The sequence below is a fragment of the Streptomyces polyasparticus genome (assembly GCF_014493765.1).
GTDB classification, from domain to species: domain Bacteria; phylum Actinomycetota; class Actinomycetes; order Streptomycetales; family Streptomycetaceae; genus Streptomyces; species Streptomyces polyasparticus.
Window position 1 is genome coordinate 153855 of the sequence record NZ_JACTVJ010000016.1, and the last position, 14967, is coordinate 168821.

Below are 14967 nucleotides of genomic sequence, written 5' to 3' on the forward strand. Positions count from 1 at the left end.
TCTCTTTGCACAGGATTGGGACTGATTTGTGTGAACGAGCTGTGAGCAGCGACACCGAGAGCAAAGCCGGAAGCAAAGCTGCCAAGCAGAGGTTGCGCGCGGAACTCCTCGGCGTGAGGAGGGCATTGACACCGGATGACATGCAGGTGGCCGCGGCCGCGCTCGGCAAGCAGGCGCTCGCGCTGCCCGTCCTCGCGGCCGAGGGCGCGGTGGTCGCCGCGTATGTCTCGGTCGGACGCGAACCCGGCACGCGGGTGCTGCTCGACGCCCTGCGGGCCCGCGGCGTACGAGTGCTGCTGCCTGTGCTGCTGCCGGACAACGATCTCGACTGGGCCGAGTACGAGGGTCCCGGCCGCCTGGCGCCGGCCGCCCGGGGCCTGCTCGAACCCGAGGGCGACCGGCTCGGGCCCGAGGCCGTCACACGGGCCGACGCGGTGCTCCTTCCGGGGCTCGCGGTCGATGCGCGCGGCATGCGCCTGGGACGCGGCGGCGGCTCGTACGACCGGGTGCTCGCCCGGCTCGAGCGGGCCGGCGCACATCCCGAACTGATCGTGCTGCTCTACGAGAACGAGGTGGTCGCGCAGGTTCCGGCGGAACCTCACGACCACCCCGTGCACGCGGTGGTGACCCCCTCGGGGGTGCGCACCTTTACGGCTTGAGCACCAGATGGTTCTCGGTCGACTCCTCGACCGCGTCCTTCCCGTAGGACCAGTCGAGGAGCTCGCCCTTGACCCATTTCTCGGTCTGGTCGGTGTAGTTGGGGCTGTACGCGTGCCCCGACGCACCGGTCAGGTTGATCCACTTGGACTTGTCGAAGTCCTGCAGATTGACCACCATCCGCATCGACGGCACCCAGATCACCTGGTAGCCGCCGGCCGCGTTCCAGCCGGTCGCATTGACCGTGGCCTCGCCGCCGCCGAGCTTGTACGGGCCCCGGTTGAGCAGCCACTGCATGAAGCCCGGGCCCTCGGTGCCGATGGTCTGGTTCTTGAGCTCCAGGGTGTGCAGGCGGCCCCAGCTCCAGGTGTCCATGTCCTTGCCGAGCTTGGCCGTCAGCTCCCAGCGCGCGTCCTCCATGGCCCGCGCGAACAGCTGGTCACGCGTGGTGGTGGCCGTGTCCGTACGGCTCTTGGGCGTCTGCCACCACTCGCTGTCCTCGTCCTTGACGAGCTGTCGTACGACCTCGAACCAGCGGTCGCCGCCGTCCGGCTGCGCCGCGTCCGCGTCCCGCTCGCCGCACTCGCGTACCCGCTCGTCGGGGTTGTCGATCGGGCCGGTCTTGTCGGCCGGCGGGACGCTGATGCAGGAGCCCTTGACCCGCAGCTCCTTGGGCAGCTTGTTGCCGAACGCCAGCTTCAGGATGTTGCGCCAGACGGCGTTGAAGTACGCGGCCGCGGCCGAGTCGGCGTCCTGGGTGCCGTCCCAGCCCTCGAGGAGCTTCTGCGCGTCGCGGACGTCGGGGTCCGAGATGTCGAGCTTGACCAGAAGAGGGTTGAGCAGCTTGGCGATCTCGCTGCTCGAGTCCATCTGCATGGTGCGCATGTCCTCGGTCGAGATCTTCCCGCCGTCCTTGATCTTGCCCTCGATGAGGTCGTTGATCCGCTGGCTGCGCGCGCCGTAGCCCCAGTCCTTCGTCAGGTGGTACGGGTACTTGTCCTCGTCGATCACGGCCTGGTTGGCGGTCACGATGTAGCCGCGGTCGGGGTTGTACTCGTAGGGCAGCGCCTTCTGCGGGATGTACCCGGTCCAGCGGTAGGCGGGGTCCCAGCCGGGGGCCGGCAGTGTGCCGTCGTACTTCGCGGCGCGGGTGGGGATGCGGCCCGGAGCCTGGTAGCCGATGTTGCCGTCGGTGTCGGCGTAGATCAGGTTCTGCGAGGGCACCTCGAAGTCCGCGGCCGCGGCCTGGAACTCCTTGAAATCCTTCGCCCTGTTGAGCTTGAACACGGCGTCCATCGACTTGCCCGGCTCGAGCGCGGTCCAGCGCAGCGCCACGGCGTAGCCGTCGGAGCGGTCCGGGGCGGCGCTGTCGACGGGCGCCTCCTCGCCGACCTTGCCGAGCTCGTCGCTGCGGTCGGAGAGCAGCGGGCCGTTGTTGGTCTCGCGGACCGTGATCTGCCGTGCCTCGCCGCCGGCGACCTTGATGGTCTCCTGGCGGGTCCGGAACGGCTCCACCTTGCCGTCGTAGAGGTAGCCGTCGCCCTGGATCTTCTCCAGGTAGAGGTCGGTGACGTCGGCACCGAGGTTGGTCATGCCCCAGGCGATCTCCTGGTTGTGACCGATGATCACGCCGGGCATGCCGGAGAAGGTGTAGCCCGAGACGTCGTACTGGCACTCGGCCGAGACATTCCGGCAGTGCAGGCCCATCTGGTACCAGAGCGAGGGCAGCTGGGGCGCCAGGTGCGGGTCGTTGGCGAGCAGCGGCTTGCCGGTGGTGGTGTGCTCGCCGGAGACCACCCAGGAGTTGGAGCCAATGCCGTTGCCGTTGGGGCCGACCGCATCCGGCATGTTCTCCAGGACCTTCGAGAGGCCGGAGAGCTGGGTGTTCAGGGCGGCGCCGGCCGTCCCCTGCGTCGCGGGGGTGCCCGACTGCTGCTGCTGAGTGGCGGTGCCGTTCGGGTTGTACGTGTTGGTCGCGCTGTCGACGGCACCTTCCTGCACGATCGGCTTGTGCGTCTCGTACGGGTACCCGGGGTAGAGCTCGCCGATCTGCTTCGGGCCGAGCCGGCTGTACATGAGCGCGCGGTCGATCTCGTCCTGCATGTTGCCGCGCAGGTCCCAGGCCATGGCCTTCAGCCAGGCCACCGAGTCGACCGGGGTCCACTTCTCGATCTTGTAGTCGGTGGTGAAGCCGAGGGCCGCGTACTCGACGGAGACGTCCTCGCCCGACTTGCCCTCGAGGTACTGGTTGACCCCGTCGGCGTACGCCTGCAGGTACTTCTTCGTCTCGGGCGACAGCTTCTTGTCGTACTCGTCCTGCGCGACCTTGCGCCAGCCGAGCGTGCGCAGGAACGCGTCGGTCTCGACCTGTCCGTCGCCGAACATCTCGGACAGCCGCCCGGAGGTCATGTGGCGGCGGACGTCCATCTCCCAGAAGCGGTCCTGCGCCTGCACGTAACCCTGCGCGCGGAACAGGTCCTCGCTGGTGTCCGCGTAGATCTGCGGGATGCCCTGGGCGTCGCGGCGTACGTCCACGGGGGCCGAGAGGCCGTCGAGGCTGATCGAGCCCTTCGTCTGCGGAAGGGAAGCGCGCACGGTGCTGATGCTCCACCAGGCGCCGAATGCGAGGCCCGCGACCAGCGCCACCGTCAGCGTGAGCACGATCAGTCGGGCGCGGCGCCCCTTCTTCCGGCCGGCCTTGCGGCCACCCGAAGGGGCGGTGGTGTTCGCGGGCATCGCTGTCCTTGTGTGGTCCGAGCGGTGGAGCGGTCCTTTGAGTGCAGGAGCAACCTTAGGCGCAGGGTGTGTTGTGCCAGGACGCGGTGTCGGTTGTCGCCACCCGGACCGTAGCGGAAGGAAAAAGAAGGCCGTCAAGAAAGCGTTAACGATTAGGTAAGGTAACGAAGTACCGACCTCTCCGGTGAGGCGACCGCGCGCGAAAGGACCGGCCACTGACTGTCCATCAGCTCAATGAGCTCCTCTTGATCAGCTCGCTCGTCCTGCTCATCGCCGTCGCCGCGGTACGGATCTCCTCGCGCAGCGGGCTGCCGAGCCTGCTCCTGTATCTGGGCATCGGCATCGCGATAGGCCAGGACGGGATCTTCAATGTCACCTTCAACAATGCCGAGTTGACCCAGGTCATCGGCTATGCCGCACTTGTGGTGATCCTTGCCGAAGGTGGCCTTGGCACCAAGTGGAGGGAAATCAAGCCCGCGTTGCCGGCCGCGATCGTCCTGTCGACCGTGGGTGTGGCGGTCAGCGTGGGAATCACGGCTGCCGGTGCGCACTATCTCGTCGGGCTCGACTGGCGCCAGGCGCTGATCATCGGCGCGGTCGTCTCCTCGACCGATGCCGCGGCCGTCTTCTCCGTCCTGCGCAAGGTGCCGCTGCCCTCGCGCGTGACCGGCGTGCTCGAAGCGGAATCCGGATTCAACGACGCCCCGGTCGTGATCCTCGTCGTGGCGTTCTCCTCCGTGGAGCCGGTGCACGCCTGGTACGTCCTGGTCGGCGAGATCGCCCTCGAACTCGCGATCGGCGCCGCCATCGGCCTCGCGGTCGGCTTCCTCGGCGCGTGGGGCCTGCGCCATGTCGCGCTGCCCGCCTCCGGCCTGTACCCGATCGCGGTCATGGCGATCGCGGTCACGGCGTACGCGGCGGGTGCCATCGCGCACGGCTCCGGCTTCCTCGCCGTCTACCTGGCGGCGATGGTCCTCGGCAACGCCAAGCTGCCGCACTGGCCGGCCACCCGCGGCTTCGCCGACGGGCTCGGCTGGATCGCGCAGATCGGCATGTTCGTCCTGCTCGGGCTCCTGGTCACACCGCACAAGCTGCTCGACGACGTCTGGCCGGCGATCCTCATCGGCCTGATCCTGACGATGGTGGCGCGCCCCCTGGAGGTCGTGCTCAGCCTGCTGCCGTTCAAGATCCCGTGGCGTGAACAGGCCCTGATGAGCTGGGCCGGGCTGCGCGGCGCGGTGCCGATCATTCTGGCGACCATCCCGATGGTCGCCGAGATCGAGGGCAGCGAGCGGATCTTCAACATCGTCTTCGTGCTCGTGATCGTCTACACGCTCATCCAAGGTCCTACGCTGCCGTGGCTGGCCAAGGCCCTGAAGCTGGGCGACTCCGGCGAGGCGGCCGACCTGGGCATCGAATCCGCGCCGCTCGAGCGGCTGCGCGGCCATCTGCTCTCGGTGGCGATCCCGCAGAAGTCCAAGATGCACGGCGTCGAGGTCGCGGAGCTGCGGCTGCCGGCCGGTTCCGCGGTCACCCTCGTCGTACGCGACGGGAAGTCCTTCGTACCGCTGCCGACGACGGTCCTGCGGCGCGGGGACGAGCTCCTGGTCGTGGCCACGGATCCGGTGCGGGACGCGGCGGAGAAGCGGCTGCGGGACGTGGGGCAGGGCGGCAAGCTGGCCGGGTGGCTGGGGACGGGGGCGTCCTGAGCGGTTGTGCGGGGCGACCTTGAGCGGTTGTGCGGGCCGACCGTGAGCGGTTGTGCGGGCCGACCGTGAGCGGTTTTGCGGGGCGACCGTGAGCGGTTGTGCGGGCTGACGCGGGTTAACGGCGGACCAATCGCAGGTGGCGGCTTGCTGCGAGCTCGCATTTACGAGGCGCAGACCGCCTGGACCCCGTACAATGAAGGAATACCGCAAACGAATCACCTCTGTCTGATGCAGAGCTGGCGCGTTCGCACGGCGGCCGAGGTCCCCCGCAGGGGCCGGGCATCACCGACGATCCCTGCGCACGATGGACAGCTCTCGGCGATGCCACACGGGCCCGCTACCAGGCAGCAGAAAGGCAAGGACCGTGGTGTCCACGGTCAACTCCCGCCCTGGTTACGGCCAGCTTCTGCGCACTCCCGGCGCACTCTCGTTCGTCCTGCCCGGCTTCGCCGCACGGCAGCCCTTCGCCATGCTCACGATGTCGATCGTGCTCCTCGTGCAGCACACGACCGGCTCGTTCGGCAGCGCGGGCGCCGTCGCCGCTGTGACGGGTATCTCCATGGCCCTGTTCGCGCCGCAGAGCGGCAAGCTCGCGGACCGCTTCGGACAGTCGGCCGTCCTGATCCCCGGCGTCCTGGTCAACGCCGTCTCGGTGATCCTGCTCGCCGCCCTGGCCCTGGCCGACGCCCCGCTGTGGGCGCTGTTCCTCGCGGCCGTGCCGGCCGGTGCCTCGGTGCCGCAGGTCGGCCCGATGGTCCGGGCCCGCTGGGCCTCCGTGCTCGACCGGCCCGACCGCAGGCACCTGCTGCCGACCGCCGCGGCCTTCGAGTCCGTCACCGACGAGCTCACCTTCGTCGTCGGCCCCGTCCTGTCCACGCTTCTGTGCACCGTCGTCCACCCGGGCGCGGGTCTCGCCGCCCAGGCGGTCCTGACCCTCGCGGGCGGCCTCCTGTTCGCCGCGCAGCGCGGCACCCAGCCGGCCCGCCACGCGGCCGGCGGCGAGCGTGGCAAGCAGGCCTCCGCCCTGTCGATCCCGGGCGTGCGCGCCCTGATCGTCGCGATGCTCGGCATCGGCGCCGTCTTCGGCGGCATGCAGGTCTCGCTGACCGCCTTCGCAGAGGAGATCGGCCAGTCCGGTGTGAACGGTCTGCTGTACGGGATCTTCGCGGCCGGCAACATGATCGCGGGCATCGCCTGCGGTGCCGTCGCCTGGAAGATCGGGCCGCGGCGCAGGCTGCTGCTCGGCTACACGGCGCTGACCGCCATGGCCGCCACGCTGTGGACGCTGAACTCGGTCACCCTGTTCGCGATCGTCGGCCTGCTCGTGGGCATGTCGATCGCCCCGGCCCTGATCACCGCGTTCACGCTGGTCGAGCAGCTCGTGCCGGCCGCCGCCCGCACCGAGGCGTTCACCTGGCTGACGGGTGCGGTCGCCTTCGGGCAGGCCGCCGCCGTGACGGTGGCCGGACGGCTCGCCGACGCGCATGGCGCGAGCTACGGATTCCTGGTCCCCGCGGTCGCCACCGCACTGGCCCTGCTGACCCTGTTCGCCCTGCGCGGCAGGCTCGCGCCGGCGTCCAAGGGACGCACCGTGGCACGTGGTGTCGGTCACCGCGCGCTCGCCACGGTGGACTGATCCCGAGGAATACGTCACTATGGAACGTCGTTAGCACTCATCGAGTGAGAGTGCCAGGAGGAAGCAAGTGCCGACGTATCAGTACCAGTGCACCGAGTGCGGCGAAGGCCTCGAGGCGGTGCAGAAGTTCACCGATGACGCTCTGACCGAGTGCCCGAGCTGCAACGGACGCCTCAAGAAGGTGTTCTCGGCGGTCGGCATCGTGTTCAAGGGCTCGGGCTTCTACCGCAATGACAGCCGCGGCTCTTCGTCGAGCAGCACGCCGGCGTCGTCGTCCTCGTCTTCGTCCGGCTCGTCGTCCAGCTCTTCGGCTGCGAAGTCCTCGACGTCGTCCTCGTCTTCGTCTTCCACGACGTCGTCTTCCTCCTCGTCGACGACGTCGGCCGCCTGACGCTTCGCACGTTCCTTACGCTTTCGAGAACCCCGCTGCCCGACCGGCAGCGGGGTTCTGGCGTATGGCTACGCTGATCACATGGCGAACGCAGAGATCGGCGTGATCGGTGGCTCCGGGTTCTACTCCTTCCTGGAGGACGTGACCGAGGTCACGGTCGAGACCCCCTACGGAGCGCCCAGCGACTCCCTCTTCCTCGGCGAGCTCGCCGGCCGGACCGTGGCTTTCCTGCCCCGGCACGGCCGCGACCACAAGCTGCCGCCGCACCGCATCAACTACCGCGCGAACCTGTGGGCGCTGCGCTCCGTGGGCGTGCGCCAGGTGCTCGGCCCGTGCGCCGTCGGCGGGCTGCGGCCCGAGTACGGGCCCGGCACGCTGCTCGTTCCCGACCAGGTCGTGGACCGTACGAAGGCGCGCGCGCAGACCTTCTTCGACGGGCATCCGCTGCCGGACGGCACGGTGCCGAACGTGGTCCACACGACCTTCGCCGACCCCTACTGCCCGGTGGGCCGCAGTGCCGCGCTGAAGGCGGCGCGCGGGCGGGACTGGGAGCCGGTGGACGGCGGCACGATGGTCGTGATCGAGGGGCCGCGCTTCTCCACGCGCGCCGAGTCGCAGTGGCATGCCGCGATGGGCTGGTCGGTGGTCGGCATGACCGGGCACCCGGAGGCGGTGCTCGCCCGTGAACTGGGGCTCTGCTACACGTCGATGTCGCTGGTGACGGATCTGGACGCCGGTGCGGAGACCGGTGAAGGAGTCTCGCACACCGAGGTGTTGAGGGTGTTCGGGGAGAACGTCGGGCGGCTGCGCGAGGTGCTCTTCGACGTGGTGGGCGCGCTGCCGGAGACCTCGGCGCGGGACTGCCTGTGCACGCATGCGCATGACGGGTGGGATCTGGGGATCGAGCTGCCGTGAGGAGCGGGGCTGGACGGTCCCTCCCGCGCGGGGGCTGGACGGTCCCTCCCACGCGGGGGCTGGACGGTCCCTCCCACGCGGGGGCCGGACAGTCCCCTCCCACCCGGGGGCCGAAGCCCTTTCCAGGCTATCGGCGCACCCGGCGAGGTGCGGCTCGGTGTCACCTGAACTCCTCGTTCGGATGAGCGAGTTGTCCACAGGCCGGTGGTTGTCCACAGGGCTCGGCGGGATTGCGGCGATGCGGGGATCGTGAGGGGCGTTCGACGACGTCCCTCACGTCAGGCGGTGATCCCTGTGTCCACCACTCGTCCCCTTCCGCACTCCTCTCTGCCCGGCTCCCTCCACCCCTCTCTGTCCGGCTCCCCCCGCTCCTCTCTGCCCGGCTCCCCCTCCCCCGCTGTCCCCGCGCCGGTCGTGCCCGCGCCCGCATGCGACGTTCCGCACTTCTCCCCTCTTCATGTACGGGGCGCAAGCCCGCGGTTGAGGAGGGCGCTGCGGCGGCGCAGACGTACCCTCGCGGCCGGACTCGCGGTCGCCGCGGCGACGCTGGCGCTCGGCGGGCGGGAGTCCGGTGACCCGGCGGCGGATGCCGGGGCCGTCCCTGCCCCTGCCGCCCGGCCCGTCGAGCTGGTCTCGGCTCCCGTACGTATCGCCGATGCCAGGGCCGTACGCCTGCTCGAGCCGGGCGACCGGGTCGATGTGGTGGCCGCGGGCGAACACGGTGAGCGGGCCCGGGTCGTGGCGGCGGACGCACGCGTGGCCCAGGTTCCCGAGGCGGCGGAAGAGGGCCTCGACGGCGGGGCGTTGGTGGTCCTCGAGGTCACGCGGTCCGTGTCCACCGCTCTCGTGGGGGCCGGCGCGGGCACACCGCTCGCGGTGACGCTGCGATGAGTGCGCCGCTGCGCACGCGCGGCCGTTCCTCAACTCACCTGTTCGTGTGCATGGATTGGACGCCGCTTCGGCCTGCTGTGCCTAATGGCAGCTTCAGTTTCCCCAGCTTCCATTGCACATGCGACGAAAGGCTCAACCGTGAGCGAGGAGAAGAAGCCGAGTCTGCTCGAAGGCTTCAAGGCGTTCCTGATGCGCGGGAATGTGGTCGATCTGGCGGTCGCGGTCGTCATCGGTGCCGCGTTCACCAACATCGTGAACTCCGTGGTGAAGGGCGTCATCAACCCGCTGGTCGGCGCGTTCGGCACGAAGGATCTCGACAAGTACAGCTCGTGCCTGAAGGACCCGTGCAGCGTGAACGCCGCGGGCGAGCCCGAAGGCATCCTGATCATGTGGGGCTCGGTGCTCAGCGCCGTCCTGAGCTTCCTGATCACCGCCGCGGTCGTCTACTTCCTGATGGTGCTGCCCATGGCGAAGTACCTGGCCAAGGTGGAGCAGCGGCGCAAGGCGAAGGAAGGCGTCCAGGAGACGATGGAGATCACCGAGCTCGAGGTGCTCAAGGAGATCCGCGACGCCGTGGTGGCGCAGCGGGGTCCGGGGCAGCGCGAGCAGTAAGGCGCAGCCCGGGCGGTCGGCTGCGGTGGGGTGGTCGGCTGCGGTGGGGCGGCCGCCCTCAGATGTGGTGGGGCGGCTTCTCGTCGAGGAAGCGTGCGAGGTCCGCGGCGCTGTCGCCGCTCCCCGCCGGCCGCTCGCCCCAGCCCCGGTCCGTGTCGTCGGACGACTGCTGGTCGAGCGGGTCGTCGAAGATCAGCGCAGGCTTGGGCTTCGGCTGCTCGGGGCGCTCGTCGTCGCCGGGCTTCGGGGCGGTGCTCATGCGTCCAGGGTACGTCCGGTGCGCGGGGCGACCCACTTCGTACGGCAGAGGCCGGCGACCCACTCCGTACGGCCTCGGCCGGCGACCCACTCCGTACGGCCGCGGCCGGTCAGACGGCCTTGAGGCCGTGGGCCTCGAAGATCCGCTTGGCCGCGGCGACCTGCTCGGGCGTCGGCGAGGGGGTGTCGGCCAGCGTGAACGGCATGTTCAGGGCCTCCCACTTGGACTGGCCCAGCTTGTGGAAGGGCAGCACGTCCACGCGCGAGACATTGCCGAGGGAGCCGGCGAAGGCGGCGACGCCCTCGATGTTGGCCGGGTCGTCGGTCAGGCCGGGTACGAGCACGAAGCGGACGTGCACCTCCTTGCCGAGGTCGGCGAGGCGGTGTGCGAAGTCGAGGGTGGGCTGCAGCTCGCGCGCCGTGACCTTCTTGTAGGTCTCGCGGTCCCAGGACTTGATGTCGAGCAGCACGAGATCGATGTCGCGCAGCATCGCGTCGGTCGCGCGGGCACCGAGGAAGCCCGAGGTGTCGAGGGCGGTGTGCAGGCCGAGTTCGTGCTTCATCCGGTGGAAGAGCTCACCGGCGAAGACCGGCTGGAGGAGCGGTTCGCCGCCGGAGATGGTGGCGCCGCCGCCCGAGGCCTTGATGAAGGTCGTGTACTTGCGCGCCTCGGCGATCACGTCGTCGGCCGATGTGCGCTTTCCGTTGCGCATCTTCATCGTGTCGGGGTTGTGGCAGTACAGGCAGGCCAGGGGGCAGCCGGCCAGGAAGGTCACAAAGCGCGTGCCGGGGCCGTCGACACCGGTCGAGAGGTCCCAGGAGTGCACCGAGCCCTCGATGGGACGGTGCGTGGCGGCTGCGGCGGGAGTCGTCGGCAGGCTCGTCGTGCTGTGCTCACCGGTCCGTTCGCCGGCGTCCGGCGCTCCGACGGGGATGTCCTTGCCGATCAGCACTGTCATGGCACAACTCCCGGATGGCAGAAGCGGGTTGGTGATCGCGGCTCCCGGGCCCGGAGTGAGGGCCCGGGCCCGGGGCCGCGAGTCGGGGGTGGCTCACCGGTGCGGCGAGCCGGAGGTCCGGCGCGCGGTGCGCGCCGGACCGGGGGCTCAGAGCGAGCCGTGGAAGGTGCGGTTGAGCACGTCGAGCTGCTGCTCGCGGGTCAGGCGGACGAAGTTGACCGCGTAACCCGAGACCCGGATGGTCAGCTGCGGGTAGTTCTCCGGGTGCTCCATGGCGTCCTCGAGAACGGCCCGGTTGAGGACGTTCACGTTCATGTGGAAACCGTCGGAGGCCATGTAGCCGTCGAGCACGCCCGCCAGGTTCTTGATCCGCTCCTCGGGGGTGCGGCCCAGACCGTCGGGGGTGACGGTGTTGGTCAGCGAGATGCCGTCCTCGGCGTCCTCGTACGGGAGCTTCGCCACCGACATCGCCGAGGCGATGTAGCCGTGGGTGTCACGGCCGTTCATCGGGTTGGCGCCCGGCGAGAAGGGCTCGCCCGCGCGGCGGCCGTCGGGGGTGTTGCCGGTCTTCTTGCCGTAGACCACGTTCGAGGTGATGGTCAGCACCGACTGGGTGTGCTCGGCCTCGCGGTAGGTCGGGTGCTTGCGCACCTTCTTCATGAACTCCTCGACCAGCCACACGGCGATCGAGTCGACCTCGTCGTCGTTGTTGCCGTACGCCGGGTAGTCGCCCTCGATGGTGTAGTCGGTGGCGAGACCGGTCTCGTCGCGGTGGACGGTGACCTTGGCGTTCTTGATGGCCGACAGGGAGTCCGCGGCGACCGAGAGGCCGGCGATGCCGCAGGCCATGGTGCGGCGCACGTCGCGGTCGTGCAGCGCCATCTCGATGCGCTCGTAGGCGTACTTGTCGTGCATGTAGTGGATGACGTTCAGCGAGTGGACGTAGACGTTCGCCAGCCACTCCATCTGCTCGTCGAACTTCCGCATGACCTCGTCGTAGTCGAGGACCTCGGAGGTGATCGCGCCGGTGTCCGGGCCGACCTGGGCGCCGGACTTCTCGTCGCGGCCGCCGTTGATCGCGTAGAGGAGGGTCTTGGCGACGTTCACGCGGGCGCCGAAGAACTGCATCTGCTTGCCGACCGGCATCGCCGAGACACAGCAGGCGATGGCGGTGTCGTCGCCGAAGCGCGGGCGCATCAGCTCGTCGGACTCGTACTGCACCGAGGAGGTGTCGATCGAGACCTTGGCGCAGAACTCCTTGAAGCCCTGCGGCAGCTGGGGCGACCAGAAGACCGTCATGTTCGGCTCGGGGGCCGGGCCGAGGTTGTAGAGGGTCTGCAGGTAGCGGAAGGAGGTCTTGGTGACCAGCGGACGGCCGTCCTCGCCCATACCGGCGATCGACTCGGTGACCCAGGTCGGGTCGCCGGAGAACAGCTGGTCGTACTCCGGGGTGCGCAGGAAGCGCACGATGCGGAGCTTGATGATGAAGTCGTCGACGAGCTCCTGGGCCTGCTCCTCGGTGAGGATGCCGGCCTCGATGTCACGCTGCAGGTAGACGTCGACGAAGGTGGAGGTGCGGCCGAGGGACATGGCCGCGCCGTTCTGCTCCTTCACGGCGGCGAGGTACGCGAAGTACAGCCACTGGATGGCCTCGCGGCCCGTCCTGGCGGGGGCGGAGATGTCGTAGCCGTAGGACTGCGCCATCTGCTTCAGCTCGCCGAGCGCGCGGATCTGCTCCGAGAGCTCCTCGCGCAGCCGGATGGTCTCCTCGAGCGAACGGTTGCCCGCGGGAAGGACGTTGAGCTCTTCCTTCTCCTGCTTCTTGAACTCGATGAGGCGGTCGACACCGTAGAGGGCCACGCGGCGGTAGTCGCCGATGATGCGGCCGCGGCCGTAGGCGTCCGGCAGACCGGTGACGATGCCGGCCTTGCGGGCCGCGCGGATCTCGGGGGTGTACGCGTCGAAGACACCGGCGTTGTGGGTCTTGCGGTACTCGGTGAAGACCTTCTCGAGCTCCTCGGAGACCGGGTAGCCGTAGGTCTCCAGGGCGCCGGCCACCATGCGCCAGCCGCCGTACGGCATGATCGCGCGCTTGAGCGGGGCGTCCGTCTGCAGACCGACGATCAGGTCCTTGTCGCGGTCGATGTAGCCCGGGGCGTGCGAGGTGATCGTCGACGGGATGTCGTACGCGACGTCGTAGACGCCCTTCTCGCGCTCCTCGGGGAACTTGTCCGTGATGGCCTTCCACACGGCGGTGGTGCGCTCGGTGGGGCCCGCGAGGAACGTGTCGTCGCCCTCGTACGGCGTGTAGTTCTGCTGGATGAAGTCACGGACATCGATGGCGTCGCGCCACAGCCCGCCCTTGAAGCCGTCCCAGGCCTCGCCGTTAACCGTTGCTTCCGCAGGAGCTGCAGTCATGGCCGCACCTTCCGAATTGCCGCGTCATTGCTTACTCACCATTGGACTCCGTTTGATCGATCATTTGAGTCGGCGTTGGTCCCTGATCCGGTACCAATGGTCCCCTCACTCGGCGGCCCCCCCCCTCGCCCGTAAGCCTCCGACCTGCGGTTTCACCTGGGACTTTGGACCATTGTCCGCTTGTGAAAACTTTCACAAGTTTTTCGCCCCGGGTAGCACAAAGCCCCCGAAAACCGGCGTGCGGTCTTCGGGGGCCCGGTGTGACGGCCGGATCAGGACGGCGACTCGGCGCCCTTGCGGGCGTAGAACCACCAGGTGACCACGATGCAGCTGGCGTAGAAGGCCACGAAGCCCCACATGGCGCTGGTCACCGCGAAGTTGGCGAACAGGGCCGGGATGAAGAAGAAGCCGTACGCGGCGATGGCGGCGGTGAAGCCGGTGACGGCGCCCGCTTCCATCTCGGTCTGCTTCAGCGCCTTCGCGTACTCGGGCGTGCCCTCGGTCAGGCCCTTCAGGTGCTGGTTGCGGAAGATCACCGGGATCTGGCGGAAGGTCGAGCCGTTGCCGATGCCGGAGAAGAAGAACGCGGCCAGGAAGCAGGCGAAGAAGCCGGCGAAGTTGCCGTCGTTGCCGCCCGCGGGAAGGAAGTTGATCACGCCGATGATCGACACGGCCATGCCCACGAAGGACAGGATGGTGACGCGGGCGCCGCCCATCTTGTCGGCGATCCAGCCGCCGGCCCAGCGGGCGAGGGCGCCGAGGGCCGGGCCCATCCAGGCGTAGGTGGCGACGGAGTAGGCCGGGAACGTGGTCTTGATCAGCATCGGCAGGGCGGCGGCGAAGCCGATGAAGGAGCCGAAGGTGCCGACGTAGAGCCAGGTCATCAGCCAGTTGTGCTTGCGCTTGAAGATGATCTTCTGCTGGCTGAAGGAGGTGGAGGCGGTCTTCAGGTCGTTCTGGCCGAACCAGGCGATGAGCGCCAGGACGATCAGGACGGGCACCCACAGGAAGGCGGCGTTCTGGAGGTAGACGGTGGCGCCGGTCTTGGCGTTGTGCTGGCCGGAGCCGATGGCGATCACCGAGCTGGTGATGACGATCGGGGTGAGCAGCTGGACGACGGAGACACCGAGGTTGCCGAGGCCGCCGTTGATACCGGTCGCGTTGCCCTTCTCCTTCTTCGGGAAGAAGAAGCCGATGTTGGCGAGCGAGGAGGAGAAGTTGGCGCCGCCGATGCCGCACAGGGCGGCGATCATCGCCATGGTGCCGAAGGACGTCGAGGTGTCCTGGATCGCGAAGCCCAGCCACAGGAGCGGGACGATCAGGACGACCGTGGAGAGCGCGGTGAAGGTGCGCTGGCCGATCTTCGGACCGAGGAAGGTGTAGAAGATACGGGCCGTGCCGCCGGTCAGGCCGGGGATGGCCGTCAGCCAGAACAGCTGGGACGTGGTGAAGGAGAAGCCGACGTCCTTGAGGTTCGTCGCGGTGACGGACCAGACCTGCCACACCACGAAGGCGACGAGCAGGGCGGGGACGGCGATCCACAGGTTGCGCTGGGCGACGCGCTTGCCGGTGGACTTCCAGAAGAGTTCGTTCTCGGGCTCCCAGTCGGTGATGGGACGGCCCGGACGGTACTGCGCGGGGTCGTACGACCGCTGTGCGACCTCGACTGTTTCCTTGACGGCAGGCATGCGCTGTTCCTGGGGGTGGAGGAGTTGATCCGTACCCATCCAGGTTGCGTCCCGTATTTCCGTGGCAGCAGAGGCGTAAGTCGCGTTGTCCGCAGGC

12 protein-coding genes are annotated in these 14967 nt (G+C 68.8%); 7 read left to right on the plus strand and 5 right to left on the minus strand.

The genetic code is table 11. From position 1 onward, the window contains the following. Nucleotides 1–41: 41 nt before the first annotated feature. Entirely contained in the window at nucleotides 42–659 is a 618-nt protein-coding gene (locus H9Y04_RS30465; protein WP_187817310.1) for a 5-formyltetrahydrofolate cyclo-ligase, read from the plus strand. Here the strand turns inward: H9Y04_RS30465 and H9Y04_RS30470 are convergent. Continuing rightward, on the minus strand, nucleotides 649–3393 hold the full coding sequence (locus H9Y04_RS30470) for a penicillin acylase family protein (protein ID WP_187817311.1): 2745 nt from the start codon (nucleotides 3391–3393) through the stop codon (nucleotides 649–651). The two genes, H9Y04_RS30465 and H9Y04_RS30470, sit on opposite strands and share 11 nt — an antisense overlap. Nucleotides 3394–3638: 245 nt before the next feature. Between H9Y04_RS30470 and H9Y04_RS30475 the strand changes: the two genes are divergently transcribed. The 6 genes from H9Y04_RS30475 to mscL all read left to right on the plus strand — a co-directional run bounded on the left by H9Y04_RS30475 (nucleotide 3639) and on the right by mscL (nucleotide 9547). Further along, complete coding sequence (locus H9Y04_RS30475; protein WP_438818169.1) at nucleotides 3639–5102, plus strand: potassium/proton antiporter; 1464 nt, start codon at nucleotides 3639–3641, stop codon at nucleotides 5100–5102. Nucleotides 5103–5466: 364 nt separating this feature from the next. Further along, a complete protein-coding gene (locus H9Y04_RS30480; protein WP_187817312.1) occupies nucleotides 5467–6738 on the plus strand; it encodes an MFS transporter in 1272 nt (423 codons plus the stop codon). 67 nt (nucleotides 6739–6805) lie between these two features. Beyond that, on the plus strand, nucleotides 6806–7129 hold the full coding sequence (locus H9Y04_RS30485) for an FmdB family zinc ribbon protein (protein ID WP_187817313.1): 324 nt from the start codon (nucleotides 6806–6808) through the stop codon (nucleotides 7127–7129). Between the two features lie 81 nt (nucleotides 7130–7210). Further along, entirely contained in the window at nucleotides 7211–8044 is an 834-nt protein-coding gene (locus H9Y04_RS30490) for an S-methyl-5'-thioadenosine phosphorylase (protein WP_187817314.1), read from the plus strand. 480 nt (nucleotides 8045–8524) lie between these two features. Then, on the plus strand, nucleotides 8525–8935 hold the full coding sequence (locus H9Y04_RS30495; RefSeq protein ID WP_306660192.1) for a hypothetical protein: 411 nt from the start codon (nucleotides 8525–8527) through the stop codon (nucleotides 8933–8935). A 138-nt stretch (nucleotides 8936–9073) separates the two neighbouring features. Beyond that, entirely contained in the window at nucleotides 9074–9547 is a 474-nt protein-coding gene (mscL, locus tag H9Y04_RS30500) for a large conductance mechanosensitive channel protein MscL (protein ID WP_308801216.1), read from the plus strand. A gap of 58 nt (nucleotides 9548–9605) precedes the next feature. Here mscL and H9Y04_RS30505 read toward each other — a convergent pair whose 3' ends face one another. From H9Y04_RS30505 to H9Y04_RS30520, 4 genes are all read right to left on the minus strand, one after another. Beyond that, nucleotides 9606–9806 (minus strand): hypothetical protein, encoded by a 201-nt coding sequence (locus tag H9Y04_RS30505; RefSeq protein ID WP_187817316.1) that lies wholly within the window; start codon nucleotides 9804–9806, stop codon nucleotides 9606–9608. 109 nt (nucleotides 9807–9915) lie between these two features. Beyond that, nucleotides 9916–10764 carry a pyruvate formate-lyase-activating protein gene (pflA, locus tag H9Y04_RS30510; RefSeq protein ID WP_187817317.1) on the minus strand — a complete coding sequence of 283 codons (849 nt, stop codon included), beginning with the start codon at nucleotides 10762–10764 and terminating at the stop codon, nucleotides 9916–9918. 147 nt (nucleotides 10765–10911) lie between these two features. Next, nucleotides 10912–13182 carry a formate C-acetyltransferase gene (pflB, locus tag H9Y04_RS30515; RefSeq protein ID WP_187817318.1) on the minus strand — a complete coding sequence of 757 codons (2271 nt, stop codon included), beginning with the start codon at nucleotides 13180–13182 and terminating at the stop codon, nucleotides 10912–10914. A gap of 272 nt (nucleotides 13183–13454) precedes the next feature. Beyond that, nucleotides 13455–14870, minus strand: a complete 1416-nt coding sequence (locus tag H9Y04_RS30520; protein ID WP_187817319.1) for a NarK family nitrate/nitrite MFS transporter — start codon at nucleotides 14868–14870, stop codon at nucleotides 13455–13457. Nucleotides 14871–14967 lie beyond the last annotated feature (97 nt).

Excerpts from the sequence above, each read along its gene's own strand:
- H9Y04_RS30470 (WP_187817311.1), bottom strand. The coding sequence starts at position 3,393 with ATGCCCGCGAACACCACCGCCCCTTCGGGTGGCCGCAAGGCCGGCCGG.
- H9Y04_RS30490 (WP_187817314.1), top strand. The coding sequence starts at position 7,211 with ATGGCGAACGCAGAGATCGGCGTGATCGGTGGCTCCGGGTTCTACTCC.
- H9Y04_RS30505 (WP_187817316.1), bottom strand. The coding sequence starts at position 9,806 with ATGAGCACCGCCCCGAAGCCCGGCGACGACGAGCGCCCCGAGCAGCCG.
- pflA (WP_187817317.1), bottom strand. The coding sequence starts at position 10,764 with ATGACAGTGCTGATCGGCAAGGACATCCCCGTCGGAGCGCCGGACGCC.
- pflB (WP_187817318.1), bottom strand. The coding sequence starts at position 13,182 with ATGACTGCAGCTCCTGCGGAAGCAACGGTTAACGGCGAGGCCTGGGAC.
- H9Y04_RS30520 (WP_187817319.1), bottom strand. The coding sequence starts at position 14,870 with ATGCCTGCCGTCAAGGAAACAGTCGAGGTCGCACAGCGGTCGTACGAC.